Below are 19,059 nucleotides of genomic sequence, written 5' to 3' on the forward strand. Positions count from 1 at the left end.
CCCCATCGTGTCACGTGCCCCTTCGCCGAGCCGGGCGGGCACCGAACCGGTTTGTCCGGAGCCGCGGTGAGGGCATACAATCGTCGGCGTCGGCCGGTCGCCGTGCGGGCGCAACATCCACAAGGGGTGTGCGACAGCACTCCGGACCGGCTATGGTGGGGAACGCAGTTTCCGCTAAGGGCAGTGGCTCAATTGGCAGAGCACCGGTCTCCAAAACCGGCGGTTGGGGGTTCGAGTCCCTCCTGCCCTGCAAGTCCGCGCGTGGTCGGGGTGGCGCATCCGTCGCCGCCCCGATCGCGAGGGCGACGGAACTACGGGGATACGAAGCAACCCGCGACCCTAAGGACCCCAGGTGACTCAGACTGACGCCGACGCGAAGCCCGACAAGGAGCCGAAGCGTCGTACCGGTCCGGTGACGTTCACCAAGCAGGTCGTCGGAGAACTCCGCAAGGTCCGTTGGCCCACGCGCAAGGAACTGGTCACCTACACCATCGTCGTGATGGTCTTCGTCGTGATCGTCCTCGCCTACGTCTCCCTCCTGGACTTCGCCTTCGGTGAGGCCGTGACCTGGCTCTACGGCACCTTCGGCCGTCCCGCCGGAGCCTAGCTCCGACGTTCAGTCCCGCTCGGCGCCCCTTCTCGGGCGCCCTCGACGGTGGCCGTGTCCACCCTCGCCCCGTTCCTCCCGGCCGGACCTGGTCCGGCCGCGCTCGTCCGCGCGTTGGTCCCGCTTCGCCCGGAGAGACCGTAAGCTGGCAGGACTGGGTTCGACGCACGGCCGGTTTTCGGCGTGCGTCGTGCGCACTAGCGAATCCGACGAGAGAAAGAGCAGCCGTGTCCGAGTCCCCACTGACCTCTGACGACTTCCCCGAAGAGGAGCCGGATCAGTCGTCGGCGGAAGAGACCGGCCTGGCGGGCGAGCTGTCCGAGGAAGCGGCCGAGCCGGCCGACGCCGACAGCCCCGAGCTGACCGAAGAGGCCGACGAGAGCACCGCGGACGCCGAAGAGGCCGAAGAGGCTGAAGAGGCCGACGCGGAGCCCGAGCTGCCCCGTCTCGACCCCGTCGAGGAGTTCCGCAACGAACTCGTCCTCCTGCCCGGCGACTGGTACGTCGTGCACACCTACGCGGGTTACGAGAAGCGGGTCAAGGCCAACGTCGAGAGTCGTACCCAGTCCCTCAACATGGAGGAGTACATCTTCCAGGTCGAGGTGCCCGAGCACGAGGTCACCGAGGTCAAGAGCGGCAAGCGCCAGCAGGTCACCGAGAAGGTCCTGCCCGGTTACGTCCTCGTCCGCCTGGACCTGACCGACGAGTCCTGGTCCGCCATCCGCAACACCCCCGGCGTCACCGGCTTCGTGGGCCTGTCCAACAAGCCCGCCCCGCTCAGCCTCACCGAGGTGGCCAAGCTCCTGGCTCCCGAGCCGGAGGCGGAGCCGGAGCAGGCCCAGCAGGCCAGGTCCGGCGGCGGTGGCTCCGACTCCCGCTCGGACGTGGCGTACGAGGTCGGCGAGTCCGTCACCGTCATGGAGGGTCCGTTCGCGACCCTGCCCGCCACCGTCAGCGAGATCAACGCCGACACCCAGAAGCTCAAGGTGCTCGTGTCGATCTTCGGTCGCGAGACCCCGGTCGAGCTCTCCTTCAACCAGGTCGCCAAGATCTGACCTCGTGGGGCCATTCCCACAACCCGCCCGGACCACTGTCCGGGCGACGTAGACTTGGTGGGTCCGTCCCTCGCGGGACGGACCCACTGTCGCGCTGTCCCACCCGGGTGCGAACCCGGGCGGAACGCGCTCCGGTCCGTCCGGTCCCGACGGGCCGTGACCCCGTGCCCCTGGCACGGACAGCCTCCTTCGGCAGCGGTTCCACCGCGGTCCCCGTGGCCAGTGGCGCCGTGGGGGAGGCAGGGATCGGCACACAACGCAGATCAGGCAAAGGACCCGATATGCCTCCGAAGAAGAAACTTGCCGCACTCGTCAAGGTGCAGCTCCCCGCCGGTCAGGCGACCCCGGCGCCGCCCGTCGGTACCGCACTCGGTCCGCACGGCGTCAACATCATGGACTTCTGCAAGCAGTACAACGCTGCTACGGAAGCCCAGCGCGGCAGCGTCATCCCCGTCGAGATCTCCATCTACGAGGACCGCTCCTTCACCTTCATCACCAAGACGCCCCCGGCGCCTCGGCTGATCCTGAAGGCCGCCGGGCTGGACAAGGCCGCCACCGACCCGGGTCGCAGCACCGCCGGTTCGATCACCGCCGACCAGGTCCGTGAGATCGCGCAGACCAAGCTGCCCGACCTCAACACCGACGACATCGAGGCCGCGTCCAAGATCGTCGCCGGCACCGCCCGCTCCATGGGCATCGAGGTCAAGTAGCTCCCCTCGGGGTAGCTCGACGGCAAGAACCACCGTGGCAGGGCCAGCGCTGGCCCTAGGACCACACGTTCCCGTAGGAGAACAGCGTGAAGCGCAGCAAGAACCACCGCAAAGCCACGAACCTGGTGGACCGGGACCGGCTCTACAGCCCCGCCGAGGCTCTGAAGCTGGCCAGGGAGACCACCAACGTCAAGTTCGACGCGACCGTCGAGGTCGCCCTGCGCCTGGGCGTCGACCCGCGCAAGGCCGACCAGATGGTCCGCGGCACCGTGAACCTGCCGAACGGCACCGGCAAGACCGCTCGGGTCCTGGTCTTCGCGACCGGTGAGCGTGCCGAGCAGGCTCGTGCCGCTGGCGCCGACATCGTCGGCGACGACGAGCTGGTCGAGAAGGTCCAGAACGGCTTCCTCGACTTCGACTCCGTCGTGGCCACCCCGGACCTCATGGGCAAGGTCGGCCGCCTGGGCCGCGTGCTCGGTCCGCGTGGCCTCATGCCCAACCCGAAGACGGGTACCGTCACCCCGGACGTGGCCAAGGCCGTGACCGAGATCAAGGGCGGCAAGATCGAGTTCCGCGTGGACCGCCACGGGAACCTGCACTTCATCATCGGCAAGGTCTCGTTCGACGAGCCCAAGCTGCTGGAGAACTACCAGGCCGCGATCGACGAGGTCAACCGCCTCAAGCCGTCCGCCGCCAAGGGCCGCTACATCAAGAAGGCCGTGGTCACCACCACGATGGGCCCGAGCATCCCGCTCGACGCCTAGGGCCTTCTTTCGGGGCGCGCGCTCGCGTCCGCCCCGGCCCCGTGTGACACACGAACGGCCCCCGCCTCCTCAGGGAGTGCGGGGGGCCGTTTCGCGTGTGCGGGGTGCTACACGGTGCCGATCTCGTCCTCGGAGGGCATGTCGAAGGAGGTCGAGCCGATGGCGGAGAACTCCATCCAGACGTCGGACTCGTCGTCGGAGAACTCGATGCGCATCGGGAAGCCGTCGGCGTCCAGCCAGAGCTTGGCGTCCATGGCGCTCTCCAGGCCGCCGCTGAACAGGTTCTCCATGGCGCCGCGCTCCTCCGCGCTCAGCTCGGAGATGTCGCCCGTGGACATCGTGCCCTCGACCACGGTGGTCTCGACGCCGTTGATCTCCTCCGTGCCGACCTCGGTGACGTCCTCCAGGTCGGAGAAGGCCCCGGCCAGGTCGGGGAGCGCCTCGACGTCGAAGCTCGCGGTCGGGTCGGCGTTCTCGTCGACCTCCCCGCGGAACCACGGGGTCCCGGCACCGTAGACGCCGTGGGGGTCGGCGATGAGGGTGTCGCCGTCCTCCGTGAGCAGGACGGTGGAGGCGCCCAGGTCCTCCGCCGTGACGCCGTCGGGGACCCCTCCGGCCATGGACATCAGCTCGAACATCGTCTCGCCGAGGAAGGGCATGTCCACGGTGGCGAGGATCGCCGCGGGGTCGTCGGTCACCTGGTAGTTGAAGGTGACGGTGACGTCGCCCTCGGCCGTGGGGTCGAGGGTCTGCACCTCCATGTCGAGGGTGTAGTTGGTGAGCTCCTGGGCGCTGGAGCCCATGTTGCCCAGCAGCTCCTCCAGGGCGGAGCCGGAGGAGGCCTCGTTGGCGTCGGCGGTGCCTTCGGCGGCGGGCTCCTCGTTACCGCAGGCGGTGAGTGCGAGGAGGAGGGAGAGGGAACCAGCGGCGATCGAGGCCGGGATGCGGGTGTTCACGCGTACGTGTGCTTTCTCTGAGAGGGCGCGTCAGAGAGGGGGTGCGCCCAAGTGAGTTCCATGTTCGCACCTCAGACGGACATTCCACCCGTTCTGGTTCCCAAGGGGCGGGTCAGTTCCGCACGGGCTCGCTCACCTCGTCGCCGTTGGGGACGTGGAAGGCCGTGTCGCCCCGCTCGGAGAACTCCAGCCACAGCGAGGAGGTGGGCCCGGCGGACTCCATGCGGACGGGGAAGCCCTCGGCGTCCACCCATACGGAGACCTCCAGGCGCCCCGACACGTCCTCGCCGAGCAGGGGGCCGAAGGTGGCCCGCTCCTCGGGCCCGGTCCCTTCCGCCAACGCGGGCAGGAACCCGTGGAGGGGGAGCGTGCCGGTCTCCCCGATGTTCTCCGAGGCGCCGGGGTCGGCCCCCTGCATCGCGGACAGCAGGCCGACCAGCTCGCCCAGAGAGTTGAGGTCGAGGACCTCGGCCGGGGAGGGTGAGGGCAGGAGTGCGTCGCCCTGGACCCACTCGGTGGGCGCGCCGAGCAGGTCCTCGGAGTCGTGCAGCAGGGCCTGCCCCTCCTCGGGGTAGACCACCACCAGGTCGGGGCCGCCCTCGGGAGCACTCAGCGTGGCCCGTACGGCGGACGGGGAGTCCGACACCTCGTAGGTCAGCAGCGTCCCCGTCCCGCCCGCGGGTCCGGGGCCGAAGCCGAGTTCGAGGGTGTAGTTGTCGGCGCCCGAGGCCGCGTCGGCCAGGGCGCCGAGCAGGGCCTCGGTGTCGGCCTCCTCGTACCAGGGCCGGTCGGCGGAGGGGAAGAGCGCGCATCCGGACAGGGAGAGGGAGAGGGCGCAGGCCAGTGCCAGGGCGGAACGGGGGGATTCCACGGCGGAGGGGACTCCTTCGGAGCGGGGGGCTCGGGCGTCCCATGGTGTCATCCCGGCCTCCGGTGGAGGAGGGGAGCGCGGCACGTGTCGGTGATCACCCGATCCGGGCCCGCTCGACTACCCGAGCACTCCGGTCTTCGGCTAGAGTTGGTACTTGCCGAAGACCGCTGGTCGTCACCCGCTCGGGTGACCCAAGGACCCATTGATGGGCGCCCGCGCAGGTGTCACCAGAGCTTTCCCGTTCCGGAACGTGCCAGCCACGTACTGAGAACGCGGTCGTGCCCCGTGCGCCTCGCGCTCGGGGCTTTTTCTCGTGCTGACGCCGATCATGGAGCCCTTGGGAGTCAACCAGCGTTCACTGTTGGAAGGAGTCCCATGGCGAGGCCGGACAAGGCAGCCGCGGTCGCCGAACTCACGGACGAGTTCCGTGAGTCAAACGGCGCCGTGCTGACCGAATACCGGGGGCTCACTGTCGCGCAGATCACTGAACTGCGCCGCAGCCTCGGTCAGACAGCGCGTTTTCGCATCGTCAAGAACACGCTGACCAAGATCGCGGTCAAGGAGGCCGGCGTCGACGAGCAGATCAGCGATCTGCTCGAGGGCCCGTCCGCCATCGCCTTCGTCCACGGGGACGTCGTCGAGGCCGCGAAGGGTCTGCGTGACTTCGCGAAGACGAACACGCCTCTGGTGATCAAGGGCGGCATCATCGACGGTAAGTCGATGAGCGCCGAGGACGTCACCAAGCTGGCCGATCTGGAGTCCCGAGAGGTTCTCCTCTCGAAGCTGGCCGGCGCGCTCAAGGCCAAGCAGGGCCAGGCCGCCGCCGTCTTCCAGGCGCTTCCGCTCAAGACCGCGCGTCTCGCGCAGGCCCTGGCGGACAAGCGTGCCGAGGAAGCCGCTTAATTCCCATGAACCACGGCGGGTGCCCACCGGGCCCGGCCACTGGCTTGCACGATGCGCCGATGTGCGCCCGTGTCGTTAGAGAAAGAGAGATCGCATCATGGCGAAGCTCAGCAACGAGGAACTGCTTGCCGCGTTCGAGGGCATGACCCTCCTCGAGGTCTCCGAGTTCGTGAAGCTGTTCGAGGAGAAGTTCGACGTCACCGCCGCCGCCCCGGCCGCCGTCGTCGCCGCCGGCCCCGCCGGTGCCGCCCCGGCCGCCGAGGAGGAGAAGGACGAGTTCGACGTCATCCTCGAGGGTGCTGGCGACAAGAAGATCCAGGTCATCAAGGAGGTCCGCGGCCTCACGAGCCTGGGTCTCAAGGAGGCCAAGGACCTCGTCGACAACGCCCCGAAGGCGCTCCTCGAGGGCGTGAACAAGGAGGCCGCGGAGAAGGCCAAGGCCGCCCTTGAGGGCGCTGGCGCCACCGTCACCCTCAAGTAGTCCTCCGCGGGCGCCAGTCGCCCGCTGGTCTGCGTGAAGCGGCCGTTCCTCCCTACGGGGAGGGGCGGCCGCTTTCTCGTGTCCGGGGGCGCCTCCGGCGATCCGCCAGGATTCGGTCCTCCAGGAACCGGGAGGTTCCGGACAGCTTCGGGGGCCGAAGGTCCCCAGGGGCCGGGGGACCGACGTCCCGTATGTCGTGAACGACGCCGTGTCTGAACCGTCGTGAGCTGGGTGATGTGCGAAGCTGGGGCGGTTCGCGGACGTGTACCCCGAGTTCCCGTGTGCGAACTGTCCCCGGGACGCGATAATCTCCCGTCCCGGGAATCCTGACGGGCTCCGGAGAGAGTGTTTACCCGCCTGGGGCGGGGGAATCCTTCCGGGTGTCCGTTGGCTCACATCCCCCGTGGGGCCAGGGCAGGCGCGCTGTTTCACCCTGATGGTCCAGGGCCTTCCCCCGGGGATGTGCGCGGTGGCGTCGGGTGTCGTCGACCGGGTCCGTCCCGGGACCACCGGTCCCTCACGGGGGCACTGGTGGCCGCACGCCGGGCTTGACGGATCGCCCTCCAGGGGTGATCCTGCCGGTGTCGTGAGTGGCGCTGTGGACCGTGAGTGGACAGCGGTGTGGTGTTCGGCTACACTGCTCTTTTGCGCTGCCCTTTGGTGATCCCTGTGTCGGTGTACGGCTTCCGCCATCCCATTTCCTGGAATCCGGAAGGCCCGTCCCCGCTCGATGTGACCGTCTCAACCGCGTTGCGGCGGTCCCTCTCGTGACGGATCGTCTGGCGTGCGCGCTTCAACCGCCACAAGCCTTCGGAAGGACCCCTGTTGGCAGCCTCGCGCAACGCCTCCGCTAACGCCCTTGGTCCGCACCGCGTTTCTTTCGCCCGTATCCAGGAACCCCTTGAGGTTCCGAACCTTCTGGCCCTGCAGACCGAGTCGTTCGACTGGCTGCTGGGCAACGACACGTGGAAGACCCGGGTCGAGACGGCCCGCAACGCCGGCCGCAAGGACGTTCCGGAGCAGTCCGGTCTCGAAGAGATCTTCGAGGAGATCAGCCCGATCGAGGACTTCTCGGGCACGATGTCTCTTTCGTTCCGTGACCATCGGTTCGAGCCGCCCAAGTACTCCGAGGAGGAGTGCAAGGACAAGGACATGACGTACTCCGCCCCGATGTTCGTCACGGCGGAGTTCATCAACAACGACACCGGTGAGATCAAGAGCCAGACGGTGTTCATGGGCGACTTCCCGCTCATGACCGTCAAGGGCACCTTCATCATCAACGGCACCGAGCGCGTTGTCGTGTCCCAGCTGGTCCGCTCCCCGGGCGTGTACTTCGACAAGTCCGTCGACAAGACCTCGGACAAGGACCTCTTCGGCTGCAAGGTCATCCCGTCCCGCGGCGCCTGGCTCGAGTTCGAGGTCGACAAGCGCGACTTCGTCGGAGTCCGCATCGACCGCAAGCGCAAGCAGGGCGTCACCGTCCTGCTCAAGGCGCTGGGCTGGACCACTGACCAGATCCTGGAGCGTTTCGGCCAGTACGAGTCGATCCGCAACACCCTGGAGAAGGACCCCACCGCCGGTACCGACGACGCGCTGCTGGACATCTACCGCAAGCTGCGTCCGGGAGAGCCGCCCACGAAGGAGTCGGCCCAGGCGCTGCTGGAGAACCTGTACTTCAACCCCAAGCGCTACGACCTCGCCAAGGTCGGCCGGTACAAGATCAACAAGAAGCTCGGCCTCGACACCGACTTCACGCAGGGCACCCTCACCGAAGAGGACATCGTCGCGACCATCGACTACCTCGTGCGCCTGCACGCGGGTGAGATCGAGAAGGAGACCGTCCTCGGCCTCCGTCCGGTCGAGACCGACGACATCGACCACTTCGGCAACCGTCGCCTGCGCACCGTCGGCGAGCTCATCCAGAACCAGGTCCGCCTGGGCCTGGCCCGTATGGAGCGCGTCGTCCGCGAGCGGATGACCACCCAGGACGTCGAGGCGATCACGCCGCAGACCCTGATCAACATCCGTCCCGTCGTCGCCTCCATCAAGGAGTTCTTCGGCACCTCGCAGCTGTCCCAGTTCATGGACCAGACCAACCCGCTCGCGGGTCTGACCCACAAGCGCCGCCTCTCGGCGCTGGGTCCGGGCGGTCTGTCCCGTGAGCGCGCGGGCTTCGAGGTCCGTGACGTGCACCCCTCGCACTACGGCCGCATGTGCCCGATCGAGACGCCTGAGGGCCCGAACATCGGTCTGATCGGCTCGCTCGCCGCCTACGGCCGGGTGAACTCCTTCGGGTTCGTCGAGACCCCGTACCGCAAGATCATCGAGGGCAAGGTCTCCGAGCAGGTCGACTACCTGACCGCTGACGAAGAGGACCGCTACGTCATCGCGCAGGCGAACACCCCGATGAACCCGGACGGGAGCTTCGCCGAGGCCGGCGTGCTCGTCCGTCGTAAGGGCGGGGAGTTCGAGCAGGTCAGCACCGACGAGGTCGACTACATGGACGTGTCGCCGCGCCAGATGGTGTCGGTCGCCACCGCCATGATCCCGTTCCTGGAGCACGACGACGCCAACCGCGCGCTCATGGGCTCCAACATGCAGCGCCAGGCCGTGCCGCTGCTGCGCGCCGAGTCGCCCTTCGTCGGCACCGGCATGGAGTACCGCGCCGCCACCGACGCCGGCGAGGTCATCATCGCCGAGAAGGCCGGTGTGGTCGAGGACGTCACCGCCGACTACGTCACCGTGATGGCCGACGACGGCACGCGCAAGACGTACCGCATGGGCAAGTTCCAGCGCTCCAACCAGGGCACCTGCTTCAACCAGCGCCCCATCGTGCACGAGGGTCAGCGCATCGAGGTCAAGCAGGTCCTCGCCGACGGTCCGTCCACGGACCAGGGCGAGATGTCGCTGGGCAAGAACCTCCTCGTGGCCTACATGTCCTGGGAGGGCCACAACTACGAGGACGCGATCATCCTCAGCCAGCGTCTGGTGCAGGACGACGTCCTCTCCTCGATCCACATCGAGGAGCACGAGGTCGACGCCCGTGACACCAAGCTCGGCCCGGAGGAGATCACCCGCGAGATCCCCAACGTCAGCGAGGAGGTCCTGGCCGACCTCGACGACCGGGGCATCATCCGTATCGGCGCCGAGGTCGTCGACGGCGACATCCTCGTCGGCAAGGTCACGCCCAAGGGTGAGACCGAGCTGACCCCGGAGGAGCGCCTGCTGCGCGCCATCTTCGGCGAGAAGGCCCGCGAGGTCCGCGACACCTCCCTGAAGGTGCCGCACGGCGAGACCGGCAAGGTCATCGGCGTTCGCGTGTTCAGCCGCGACGAGGGCGACGAGCTCGCCCCCGGCGTCAACGAGATGGTCCGCGTCTACGTGGCCCAGAAGCGCAAGATCACCGATGGTGACAAGCTCGCCGGCCGTCACGGCAACAAGGGCGTCATCTCGAAGATCCTGCCCCAGGAGGACATGCCCTTCCTGGAGGACGGCACCCCCGTCGACATCATCCTCAACCCGCTGGGCGTCCCCGGCCGAATGAACGTCGGTCAGGTACTGGAGGTCCACCTGGGCTGGCTGGCCAAGAACGGCTGGTTGGTCGAGGGTGTCGAGGAGGAGTGGCAGAAGTCGCTGCACGCGATCGGAGCGGCCGAGGTCGACCCGAACTCGCGCGTGGCCACGCCGGTCTTCGACGGCCTGCACGGTGACGAGCTCAGCGGCCTCATCCAGTCGGTCCGCCCGAACAAGGACGGCAACCGCCTCATCAACGAGGACGGCAAGGCCCGCCTGTTCGACGGCCGCACCGGTGAGCCCTTCGCCGAGCCGATCTCCGTCGGCTACAAGTACATCCTGAAGCTCCACCACCTCGTGGACGACAAGATCCACGCCCGTTCCACCGGCCCGTACTCCATGATCACGCAGCAGCCGCTGGGTGGTAAGGCGCAGTTCGGCGGTCAGCGGTTCGGTGAGATGGAGGTCTGGGCGCTGGAGGCCTACGGCGCCGCCTACGCGCTCCAGGAGCTGCTCACCATCAAGTCCGACGACGTGGTGGGTCGCGTCAAGGTCTACGAGGCCATCGTCAAGGGCGAGAACATCCCCGAGCCGGGCATCCCTGAGTCCTTCAAGGTGCTCATCAAGGAGATGCAGTCGCTCTGTCTGAACGTGGAGGTGCTGTCCAGTGACGGTATGTCCATCGAGATGCGGGACAGTGACGAGGACGTCTTCCGCGCCGCGGAAGAACTGGGAATCGACCTGGGCAGGCGAGAGCCGAGCAGTGTCGAAGAGGTCTAACTTCCGCGGGATTCGAGAGCAGGGGACGAATTAAGTGCTCGACGTCAACTTCTTCGACGAGCTGCGGATTGGCCTCGCCACCGCTGATGACATTCGCCAGTGGTCGCACGGCGAGGTCAAGAAGCCCGAAACCATCAACTACCGCACCCTCAAGCCCGAGAAGGACGGACTCTTCTGCGAGAAGATCTTCGGTCCGACCCGGGACTGGGAGTGCTACTGCGGCAAGTACAAGCGCGTCCGCTTCAAGGGCATCATCTGTGAGCGCTGCGGCGTCGAGGTGACCCGTGCCAAGGTGCGCCGTGAGCGGATGGGCCACATTGAGCTGGCCGCTCCCGTCACGCACATCTGGTACTTCAAGGGCGTGCCCTCCCGCCTGGGCTACCTGCTGGACCTGGCGCCGAAGGATCTCGAGAAGATCATCTACTTCGCCGCCTACATGGTCACGTGGGTGGACACCGAGGCCCGTGAGCGCGACCTCCAGTCGCTGGAAGCCCGGATCTCGGTCGAGAAGCAGCACCTGGAGCAGCGTCGCGACTCCACCATCGAGGAGCGCCACCGCAAGCTCGAGGCCGACCTGGCCGAGCTCGAGGAGCAGGGTGCCAAGGGCGACGCGCGCCGCAAGGTGCGCGAGGGCGCCGAGCGTGAGATGCGCCAGCTGCGCGACCGCGCCCAGCGCGAGATCGACCGCCTCGACGAGGTGTGGAGCCGTTTCAAGAACCTCAAGGTCCAGGACCTCGAGGGCGACGAGATGCTCTACCGCGAGATGCGCGACCGCTTCGGGAAGTACTTCCGTGGCGGCATGGGAGCCCAGGCCATCCAGGACCGCCTGTCCAACTTCGAGCTGGACGAGGAGGCGGAGAAGCTCCGGGAGACCATCCGCACCGGCAAGGGCCAGAAGAAGGCCCGCGCCCTGAAGCGGCTCAAGGTCGTCTCGGCGTTCCTCAACACCACCAACAGCCCCATGGGCATGGTGCTGGACTGCATCCCGGTGATCCCGCCGGACCTGCGTCCCATGGTGCAGCTGGACGGTGGCCGCTTCGCGACCTCCGACCTCAACGACCTGTACCGCCGCGTCATCAACCGGAACAACCGCCTCAAGCGGCTGCTGGACCTGGGCGCGCCCGAGATCATCGTCAACAACGAGAAGCGGATGCTCCAGGAGGCCGTCGACGCGCTGTTCGACAACGGCCGCCGTGGTCGCCCGGTCACCGGTCCCGGTAACCGTCCGCTCAAGTCGCTGTCCGACATGCTCAAGGGCAAGCAGGGTCGTTTCCGTCAGAACCTGCTCGGTAAGCGCGTCGACTACTCCGGCCGTTCGGTCATCGTCGTCGGCCCGCAGCTGAAGCTGCACCAGTGTGGTCTGCCCAAGCAGATGGCCCTGGAGCTCTTCAAGCCGTTCGTGATGAAGCGCCTGGTGGACCTGAACCACGCGCAGAACATCAAGAGCGCCAAGCGCATGGTGGAGCGGTCCCGCCCCGTCGTGTGGGACGTCCTCGAAGAGGTCATCACCGAGCACCCGGTGCTGCTGAACCGTGCTCCGACGCTGCACCGCCTGGGCATCCAGGCCTTCGAGCCGCAGCTGGTCGAGGGCAAGGCCATCCAGATCCACCCGCTCGTGTGCACCGCGTTCAACGCGGACTTCGACGGTGACCAGATGGCCGTGCACCTGCCGCTGTCCGCCGAGGCCCAGGCCGAGGCGCGGCTGCTGATGCTCGCCACCAACAACATCCTCAAGCCGTCCGACGGCAAGCCCGTGACCATGCCCACCCAGGACATGATCATCGGCCTGTTCTACCTGACGACCGAGCGCGTGGGTGCCGCGGGCGAGGGTCGTGCCTTCCGTTCCCCGGCCGAGGCCATCATGGCCTACGACCTGGGCGACCTGGACCTCCAGGCCAAGATCCGGCTGCGTATCGCCGACGGCGCTCCCGCGCCCAAGGACTGGACGCCGCCGGAGGGCTGGGAGCAGGGCGACGTCTACGTCCTGGAGACCACGCTGGGCCGGTACCTCTTCAACGAGGCCACCCCGGTGGACTACCCGTACGTCAACTTCCAGGTGGGCAAGAAGCAGGTCTCGGTGCTGGTCAACGACCTCGCCGAGAACTACCCCAAGGTCCAGGTCGCCACGACCCTGGACGCCCTGAAGGACGCCGGTTACCGCTGGGCCACCCGGTCCGGTCTGACCATCGGCATCGAGGACGTCGTCGCGCCTCCGCACAAGGCCGAGATCCTCGGCGGGTACGAGCGCAAGGCCGACAAGATCCAGCGCGAGTACGACCGCGGTCTGATCACCGACGACGAGCGCCGTCAGGAGCTCACCGAGGTGTGGACCCAGGCCACGGCCGAGGTCGCCAAGGACATGGAGGACAACTTCCCCGCCGACAACCCGGTGTGGATGATGGTCCAGTCCGGTGCGCGTGGTAACCCGATGCAGGTGCGCCAGATCGCCGGTATCCGTGGTCTGGTCTCCAACACCAAGGGTGAGACCATCCCGCGTCCGATCAAGTCCTCCTACCGTGAGGGCCTGTCCGTGCTGGAGTACTTCATCTCCACGCACGGTCAGCGCAAGGGTCTGGCCGACACCGCCCTGCGTACCGCCGACTCGGGTTACCTGACCCGTCGTCTGGTGGACGTCGCGCAGGACGTCATCGTCCGCGAGATCGACTGCGGCACGGACCGTTCGCTGTGGCACGAGATCGGTGAGAAGAACGCCGCCGGCGTCGTCGTGCGCAAGCACAACGTCGAGAACACCGGCTTCGGTCGGACCATCGCCGAGGACACGCTGGACCCCGAGGGCAACCTCGTCCTTCCGGCGCTGTCCGACACCTCCGAGCAGAACATCGACAAGCTGGTCGCCTCCGGGGTCACCCGCGTGCGCATCCGCTCGTCGCTGACCTGTGAGGCGAAGATCGGTGTCTGCACCACCTGCTACGGGCGCTCCATGGCGACCGGCAAGCCGGTGGACGTCGGTGAGGCGATCGGTATCATCGCGGCCCAGTCCATCGGTGAGCCCGGTACCCAGCTGACCATGCGTACCTTCCACATGGGTGGTTCGGCCGGTCAGGACATCACCCACGGTCTGCCCCGTGTCCAGGAGCTCTTCGAGGCCCGCGTCCCCAAGGGTGTGGCCCCGATCTCCGAGATGGAGGGCCGGATCAGGGTCGACGACACCGAGAAGAGCCGCAAGATCGTCGTCATCCCCGACGACGGCACGGACGAGATCGCCTACCCGGTCCCGATGCGTGCGCAGCTCCTGGTGAGCGACGGCGACCACGTCAAGGTCGGCCAGCAGCTCATCCAGGGTGCGATCAACCCGCACGAGGTTCTTCGCATCCAGGGCCCGCGCGCGGTGCAGCAGCACCTCGTGTCGGAGGTCCAGGAGGTGTACAAGTCGCAGGGTGTGTCCATCCACGACAAGCACATCGAGATCATCGTCCGCCAGATGCTCAAGCGGGTGAACATCCTGGAGTCCGGTGACACCGAGCTCCTGCCCGGTGAGATGGTCGAGCGGCCGAAGTTCGAGCGGATCAACCGACGCGTCGTATCCGAGGGCGGCCAGCCCGCCGCCGGACGTCCGGTGCTGCTGGGTATCACCAAGGCCTCTCTGGCCACGGAGTCCTGGCTGTCGGCGGCCTCCTTCCAGGAGACCACCCGCGTGCTGACCGAGAACGCGATCCACGGTAAGAGCGACCCGCTGCTGGGCCTCAAGGAGAACGTCATCATCGGTAAGCTCATCCCGGCCGGTACCGGTATTCCGCAGTACCGCAACATCCGGGTGGAGCCGACCGAGGAGGCCAAGGCCTCGATGTACTCGGTCTCCGGTTACGAGGAGCCCAGCGAGTACACCTTCGGTCAGGGTTCGGGCGAGGCCGTTCCGCTGGAGGAGTACGACTTCGGTCCGTACAACCGGTAGGTCCAACCTGAACGTTGGTTGAGCTGACGGCGGTGGTCAGCCACCCCCATCACCGGGGGTGGCCCCGCCGCCGTTTCGTCGTTGTCGGTTCGTACACTGCGGTGCGGACGGGGAGAGGGCGCTACGGCGCTGTCGGGAGAGCAGGCAAGTGACTGATAACGGGGGCGGGACGCCGGGCAACCGTGCGTCCGATGCGGACGGGGACTCCTGGTTCAAGCCCAGCGAGAACCGCTACCGCACACAGTCGGAGTACCAGGACCCCCTCGAGGAGGACGCGGCGGCCAACCCTGGGGAGGGGAGCGCGGAGGGCGCGGTCTTCCCCGACAGCGGCGGCTACGCGGGGCTGAGCGCCTCGCGTCCGGCGATGGTGGAGCCGTACCCGGACGCACTGGGTGGTCCGCCCTCGACGCCGGGTATCTCGTACCCGGGCGCGGGCACGTCCGCCTACGAGCCGGTGACCCGTTTCCCGGGGGAGGACCCCCTCGCCGTCCGCGAGCCCGGGTACCCGGGCATCGCGGCCAGCGCCGAGGTGCCGCTGCCCCCCGAGGACGACAGTTGGGCCAACTCCCGCCGCTCGTGGGAGGAGGCCTCTCCCGCCGGTGAGCGCACCGCTCCCGCGACGGGGGAGCCCACCCCTGCCCAGGACCCGTGGAACCCGCAGGAGTCCCTCTCGGGCCCCGGCCGGGACTCCGGGGATTCGCAGGGTTCGGCTTCCGCGCCGGGCTCCCGGGGCTCGGAGTCTCCGACCGCCGGGTACACCCCGGGTGCTCCTGGCGACTCCGGCCTCTACGGCACCTCCGGCGACGCGTGGGGTTCGCGGGACGCCGACTCTTCGCTGGGATCCGATTCCGCGCGGGACGCCTGGATGCCCCTGGCCCCGACGCCTGGCTCCAGGGATTCCGGGGCTCCCTTCGGGGACGCCTCTGGCGCTCCTGGGGGCGCTGGGTCTGTTGGTGACTCCTGGTCTTCGCGGGACTCCGCTGCCCCGCGTGGTTCCGATGCCTATGACGCCGACGCTGCCGCGTGGTCCTTCCCGGACTCCGGTCTCTCCGGTGACTCACGTGGTGCGGCCCTCGGGCAGGATGCGTGGTCGCCGCAGGAGTCCGTCCCCGGCTCCGCCCCGGACTCCGGTTCCGCCGGTGACCTGTGGGCTTCGGATCCCGACGCGCGGACGTCCCAGGCCTCCTGGGGATCCGAGTCCTCGGCTGCCGGGTACACCGCGGATGCTGCTCTCGACTCCGGTTCGTCCGGTGACTCGTGGGCCTCGCGTGGGTCCGAGTCGCTTGACGCTGACGTGGCGCCGTGGTCCTCGCCGGGCTCCGGTTCGTCCGGTGATTCGTGGGGTTCCGGGGACTCTGATCCGCTGGCGTCCTCGGGCTTCGAGCCCTCGGGTGCTCCTGGGGGCGCTGGGTCTGTTGGCGACTCCTGGTCTTTGCAGGACTCCGCTGCCCCGCGTGGTTCCGATGCCTATGACGCCGACGCTGCCCCGTGGCGCTCGCCGGACTCCGGTCTCTCCGATGACTCACTCGGTGCGGCCCTCGGGCAGGACGCGTGGTCGCCGCAGGAGTCCGTCCCCGGTCCTGCTCAGGACTCCGGTTCCGCCGGTGAACTGTGGGGTTCGGGGGAGTCCGCTGCCTCGCGGGGTTCGGATCCCGACGCCCTGTCGTCCCAGGGTTCCTGGACTCCGGTGTCTTCGGCCACCGGTGCCTCTTTCGACTCCGGTTCGTCCGGTGACTCGTGGGCCTCGCGTGGGTCCGAGTCGCCTGAGGCCGATGTGACCCCGTGGTCTGCGCAGGACTCCGGTTCGTCCGGTGATTCGTGGGGTTCCGGGGACACTGATCCGCTTGCGTCCTCGGGCTCCGAGCCCTCGGGTGCTCCTGAGGGCTCTGGGTCCGTCGGGGACTCCTGGTCCTCGCAGGACTCCGCTGCCCCGCGTGGTTCCGATCCGTACGACACCGACGCTGCCCCGTGGCACTCCCCGGACTCCGGGCCCTCCGATGACGCGTGGGACGCCGCCTCGCCGGGGTCGGATGCCGTGAGCGGTGCGCGGTCGCCCCTGGGGTCCTGGGACGCGGACTCCTCCGCCGCCGGGTACACCCCGGATGCCCCTCTCGACTCCGGTTCGGACTCGTGGGGTTCGCGGGGGTCGGACTCCGGCGCGGACTCGTGGTCCCCGCTGGACTCTGGTTCCTCGGGTGACGCGTGGAGTTCGCGGGACTCCGCTGCCTCGCGTGGCTCCGAGTCGCCTGAGGCTGATGTGGCCCCGTGGTCTCCGTCGGACTCCGGGGACGCGTGGGGTTCGGGGGACCCCGAGGCTCCGGCTTCCGGTTCGTCCTCCTGGACCCCCCGGCCCTCCGGCCCCGGTGAGGGGTCGTGGGGCTCGGATTCCTCGCTGGACGCGGATGCGCCGTTCCCGACCGTTTCGGGTCCCGGCTCCGCGTCGGACTCGTGGTCCTCGCGGAACCCGGATTCCTCGCTGGACGCGGACACGCCGTACCCGACGGTCTCGGGCCCCGGCTCGGTTTCGGACTCGTGGGCCTCCCAGGACTCCGATCCCCTCCAGGACAGCTGGCGCCCCACGGGCCCCGGCGAGGAACTCTGGAAGTCGGACCGGGAACAGTCGAGCGAGTGGTCCGGCACGGGCGGGCTGGACAGCTGGAGCCCGAGCGAGGACACCGGGGACACGTGGAAGGCCTCGGGTACCACCGAGCCGTGGGCGGAACAGGCCGAGCGGCCGTGGTCCGACCAGACCCGCACCTCCTCCTACAGCGGTGACCGGTACGACGACGAGCTGTCCCCGCGTCCCGTCGAGGGAGCTCGGTCCACCGACCGCTACGACGACGAGCTCTCTGCGCCCGATGGCGGCACGGGCAACACCTGGGCCTTCGACCGCAACGATCCGCGTCTTCCGGACGTGGTCCGGGACGCGGAGCGACGCCGTCGGGAGACGCCCCGGGACGAGTACGGGGACTGGGGGGAGGACGACGAGCCGGACACCGGCACACTGTCCGCCGCCGTCCCCAGTTCCGAGGACCCCCTGGCCGCCATCGCGGACATGCAGTCGCGCGCCAGGACGAAGGACCACGAGGACGACCCCGAGTCCGACCGCGACGAGGAGGGCGACGACTCCTGGCGCGGCGGTGAGGGCGCCACCCAGATGTTCAGCGCGCCGTCCTTCGACGAGGACCCGTCCCTCGGTCGCGACGATTCCGAGGACCGTTACGAGGACGATCCATCGGACGAGGACGACCGGGACCGCGGGGAGGTGGAGACGGACTACGAGGACGACTTCACCCCGGCCGACTACGGGATGCCGGAGCGGCCCAAGCCCGCCAAGCGGCGCCGGGACAAGATCGCCGAGGACTTCCCGGGCTTCGACGAGGCCCGGGACGACGGCGACTACCCCGGCTACGACAGCATCGACTTCCTGGCCGACACCGAACCCGGAGCGAACGTCACCCTGTGGCTGGGTCTGGCCTCGGTGATCCCGGGCCTCGGTGTGATCACCGCGATCCTGGCGTTGTTCGTCACCGGCCCCAAGGCCAAGCGGGCGATCCGGGAGTCGCGAGGGACCCTCGACGGGCTGGGCCTGATCACCACGGGCACCGTCTTCGCGGTCATCGGCATCCTCGTGACGGTGATCTCCGTCGCGATCTGGTTCGTTCTGTAGAAACCCGGCCGCTTTTCGGGGGACAATCGGGTCCTCCGGGAAGCGGCCGTCCTCGTTGTCGGCCCTTTGATGGGAAACCCTGGGCGAAGCGCGCCGGGGAGCACGTAGACTGTTTGAGACCCACGGCTACGCGAGATCCGGTTCCGCTTGTCTCGCCATGTCGCACACCGTTTTGACCGCATGTTCGGTTAGCGGTAGCCTGTGTGATTGTGCCCGTGAGTCGACGGGTCACACGTGCGTGTGCGGCGCCCCAGTTCTCCTCAGGATGGACACGGGGCGCGCGGCGCAGGTGAACCCCCTCCTGTGAATCGGTCTCCGACCGGGTGTGCATCCGTTCGCCATGCGTGGGAACGAGGGCGACACGCCCGACCACGGGGGTCGGGGAGGTTCGGGGAATTCAGCAGGTCAATAGCGATATCGGCTACGAGAACCGGCGTAGGTCACGAGGAAGACGGAGACGCGGTGCCCACCATCCAGCAGCTGGTCCGCAAGGGCCGACAGGACAAGGTCGCAAAGAACAAGACCCCGGCGCTGAAGGGGAGTCCGCAGCGTCGTGGTGTGTGCACGCGTGTCTACACCACTACGCCGAAGAAGCCGAACTCCGCTCTGCGTAAGGTCGCTCGCGTCAAGCTGAGCAGCGGCATCGAGGTCACGGCCTACATCCCCGGCATTGGTCACAACCTCCAGGAGCACAGCATCGTGCTGGTTCGTGGCGGTCGTGTGAAGGACCTGCCGGGCGTTCGCTACCGAATTGTCCGCGGTTCGCTCGACACCCAGGGTGTCCGAGGCCGCAAGCAGGCCCGTAGCCACTACGGCGCCAAGAAGGAGAAGTAAGC

At 68.2% G+C, this 19,059-nt stretch carries 12 protein-coding genes and 1 tRNA gene; 11 read left to right on the forward strand and 2 right to left on the reverse strand.

Annotation, left to right across the window (positions count from 1 at the left end):
* The first annotated feature begins 177 nt into the window (after positions 1–177).
* The 5 genes from KBX21_RS03680 (at position 178) to rplA (ending at position 3,136) form a co-directional block, all read left to right on the forward strand.
* Positions 178–250, forward strand: a tRNA-Trp gene (locus KBX21_RS03680).
* Between the two features lie 102 nt (positions 251–352).
* The gene (secE, locus tag KBX21_RS03685) at positions 353–607 is read left to right on the forward strand and encodes a preprotein translocase subunit SecE (protein WP_049569206.1); all 255 of its coding nucleotides are present in this window, start codon (positions 353–355) and stop codon (positions 605–607) included.
* A 227-nt stretch (positions 608–834) separates the two neighbouring features.
* Positions 835–1,662 carry a transcription termination/antitermination protein NusG gene (gene nusG / locus KBX21_RS03690; RefSeq protein WP_210840986.1) on the forward strand — a complete coding sequence of 276 codons (828 nt, stop codon included), beginning with the start codon at positions 835–837 and terminating at the stop codon, positions 1,660–1,662.
* A gap of 281 nt (positions 1,663–1,943) precedes the next feature.
* On the forward strand, positions 1,944–2,372 hold the full coding sequence (gene rplK, locus KBX21_RS03695; protein WP_049569197.1) for a 50S ribosomal protein L11: 429 nt from the start codon (positions 1,944–1,946) through the stop codon (positions 2,370–2,372).
* 86 nt (positions 2,373–2,458) lie between these two features.
* On the forward strand, positions 2,459–3,136 hold the full coding sequence (rplA, locus tag KBX21_RS03700) for a 50S ribosomal protein L1 (protein ID WP_210840987.1): 678 nt from the start codon (positions 2,459–2,461) through the stop codon (positions 3,134–3,136).
* A gap of 107 nt (positions 3,137–3,243) precedes the next feature.
* On the opposite strand, the gene KBX21_RS03705 is transcribed toward rplA, so the two are convergent.
* Positions 3,244–4,092 carry a hypothetical protein gene (locus KBX21_RS03705; protein WP_210840988.1) on the reverse strand — a complete coding sequence of 283 codons (849 nt, stop codon included), beginning with the start codon at positions 4,090–4,092 and terminating at the stop codon, positions 3,244–3,246.
* Positions 4,093–4,204: 112 nt separating this feature from the next.
* Positions 4,205–4,963, reverse strand: a complete 759-nt coding sequence (locus KBX21_RS03710; protein ID WP_210840989.1) for a hypothetical protein — start codon at positions 4,961–4,963, stop codon at positions 4,205–4,207.
* Positions 4,964–5,338: 375 nt separating this feature from the next.
* Here KBX21_RS03710 and rplJ point away from each other — a divergent pair, with 375 nt between their 5' ends.
* The 6 genes from rplJ to rpsL all read left to right on the forward strand — a co-directional run bounded on the left by rplJ (position 5,339) and on the right by rpsL (position 19,057).
* The gene (rplJ, locus tag KBX21_RS03715; protein ID WP_049569186.1) at positions 5,339–5,866 is read left to right on the forward strand and encodes a 50S ribosomal protein L10; all 528 of its coding nucleotides are present in this window, start codon (positions 5,339–5,341) and stop codon (positions 5,864–5,866) included.
* Positions 5,867–5,963: 97 nt separating this feature from the next.
* Positions 5,964–6,347, forward strand: coding sequence for a 50S ribosomal protein L7/L12 (gene rplL, locus KBX21_RS03720; protein WP_110049738.1), 384 nt, complete (start codon positions 5,964–5,966; stop codon positions 6,345–6,347).
* A gap of 825 nt (positions 6,348–7,172) precedes the next feature.
* The gene (gene rpoB, locus KBX21_RS03725) at positions 7,173–10,640 is read left to right on the forward strand and encodes a DNA-directed RNA polymerase subunit beta (protein WP_049569180.1); all 3,468 of its coding nucleotides are present in this window, start codon (positions 7,173–7,175) and stop codon (positions 10,638–10,640) included.
* Positions 10,641–10,674: 34 nt separating this feature from the next.
* On the forward strand, positions 10,675–14,553 hold the full coding sequence (locus KBX21_RS03730; RefSeq protein WP_210840990.1) for a DNA-directed RNA polymerase subunit beta': 3,879 nt from the start codon (positions 10,675–10,677) through the stop codon (positions 14,551–14,553).
* Between the two features lie 2,035 nt (positions 14,554–16,588).
* Positions 16,589–18,223, forward strand: coding sequence for a hypothetical protein (locus tag KBX21_RS03735; RefSeq protein ID WP_210840991.1), 1,635 nt, complete (start codon positions 16,589–16,591; stop codon positions 18,221–18,223).
* Positions 18,224–18,685: 462 nt separating this feature from the next.
* Positions 18,686–19,057: a 30S ribosomal protein S12 gene (rpsL, locus tag KBX21_RS03740; protein ID WP_014912437.1), complete on the forward strand. Its 372-nt coding sequence runs from the start codon at positions 18,686–18,688 to the stop codon at positions 19,055–19,057.
* Positions 19,058–19,059 lie beyond the last annotated feature (2 nt).

The organism is Nocardiopsis sp. B62, assembly GCF_018070675.1.
Classification (GTDB): Bacteria; Actinomycetota; Actinomycetes; order Streptosporangiales; family Streptosporangiaceae; genus Nocardiopsis; species Nocardiopsis prasina.

Excerpts from the sequence above, each read along its gene's own strand:
- rplK (WP_049569197.1), top strand. The coding sequence starts at position 1,944 with ATGCCTCCGAAGAAGAAACTTGCCGCACTCGTCAAGGTGCAGCTCCCC.
- rplJ (WP_049569186.1), top strand. The coding sequence starts at position 5,339 with ATGGCGAGGCCGGACAAGGCAGCCGCGGTCGCCGAACTCACGGACGAG.
- rplL (WP_110049738.1), top strand. The coding sequence starts at position 5,964 with ATGGCGAAGCTCAGCAACGAGGAACTGCTTGCCGCGTTCGAGGGCATG.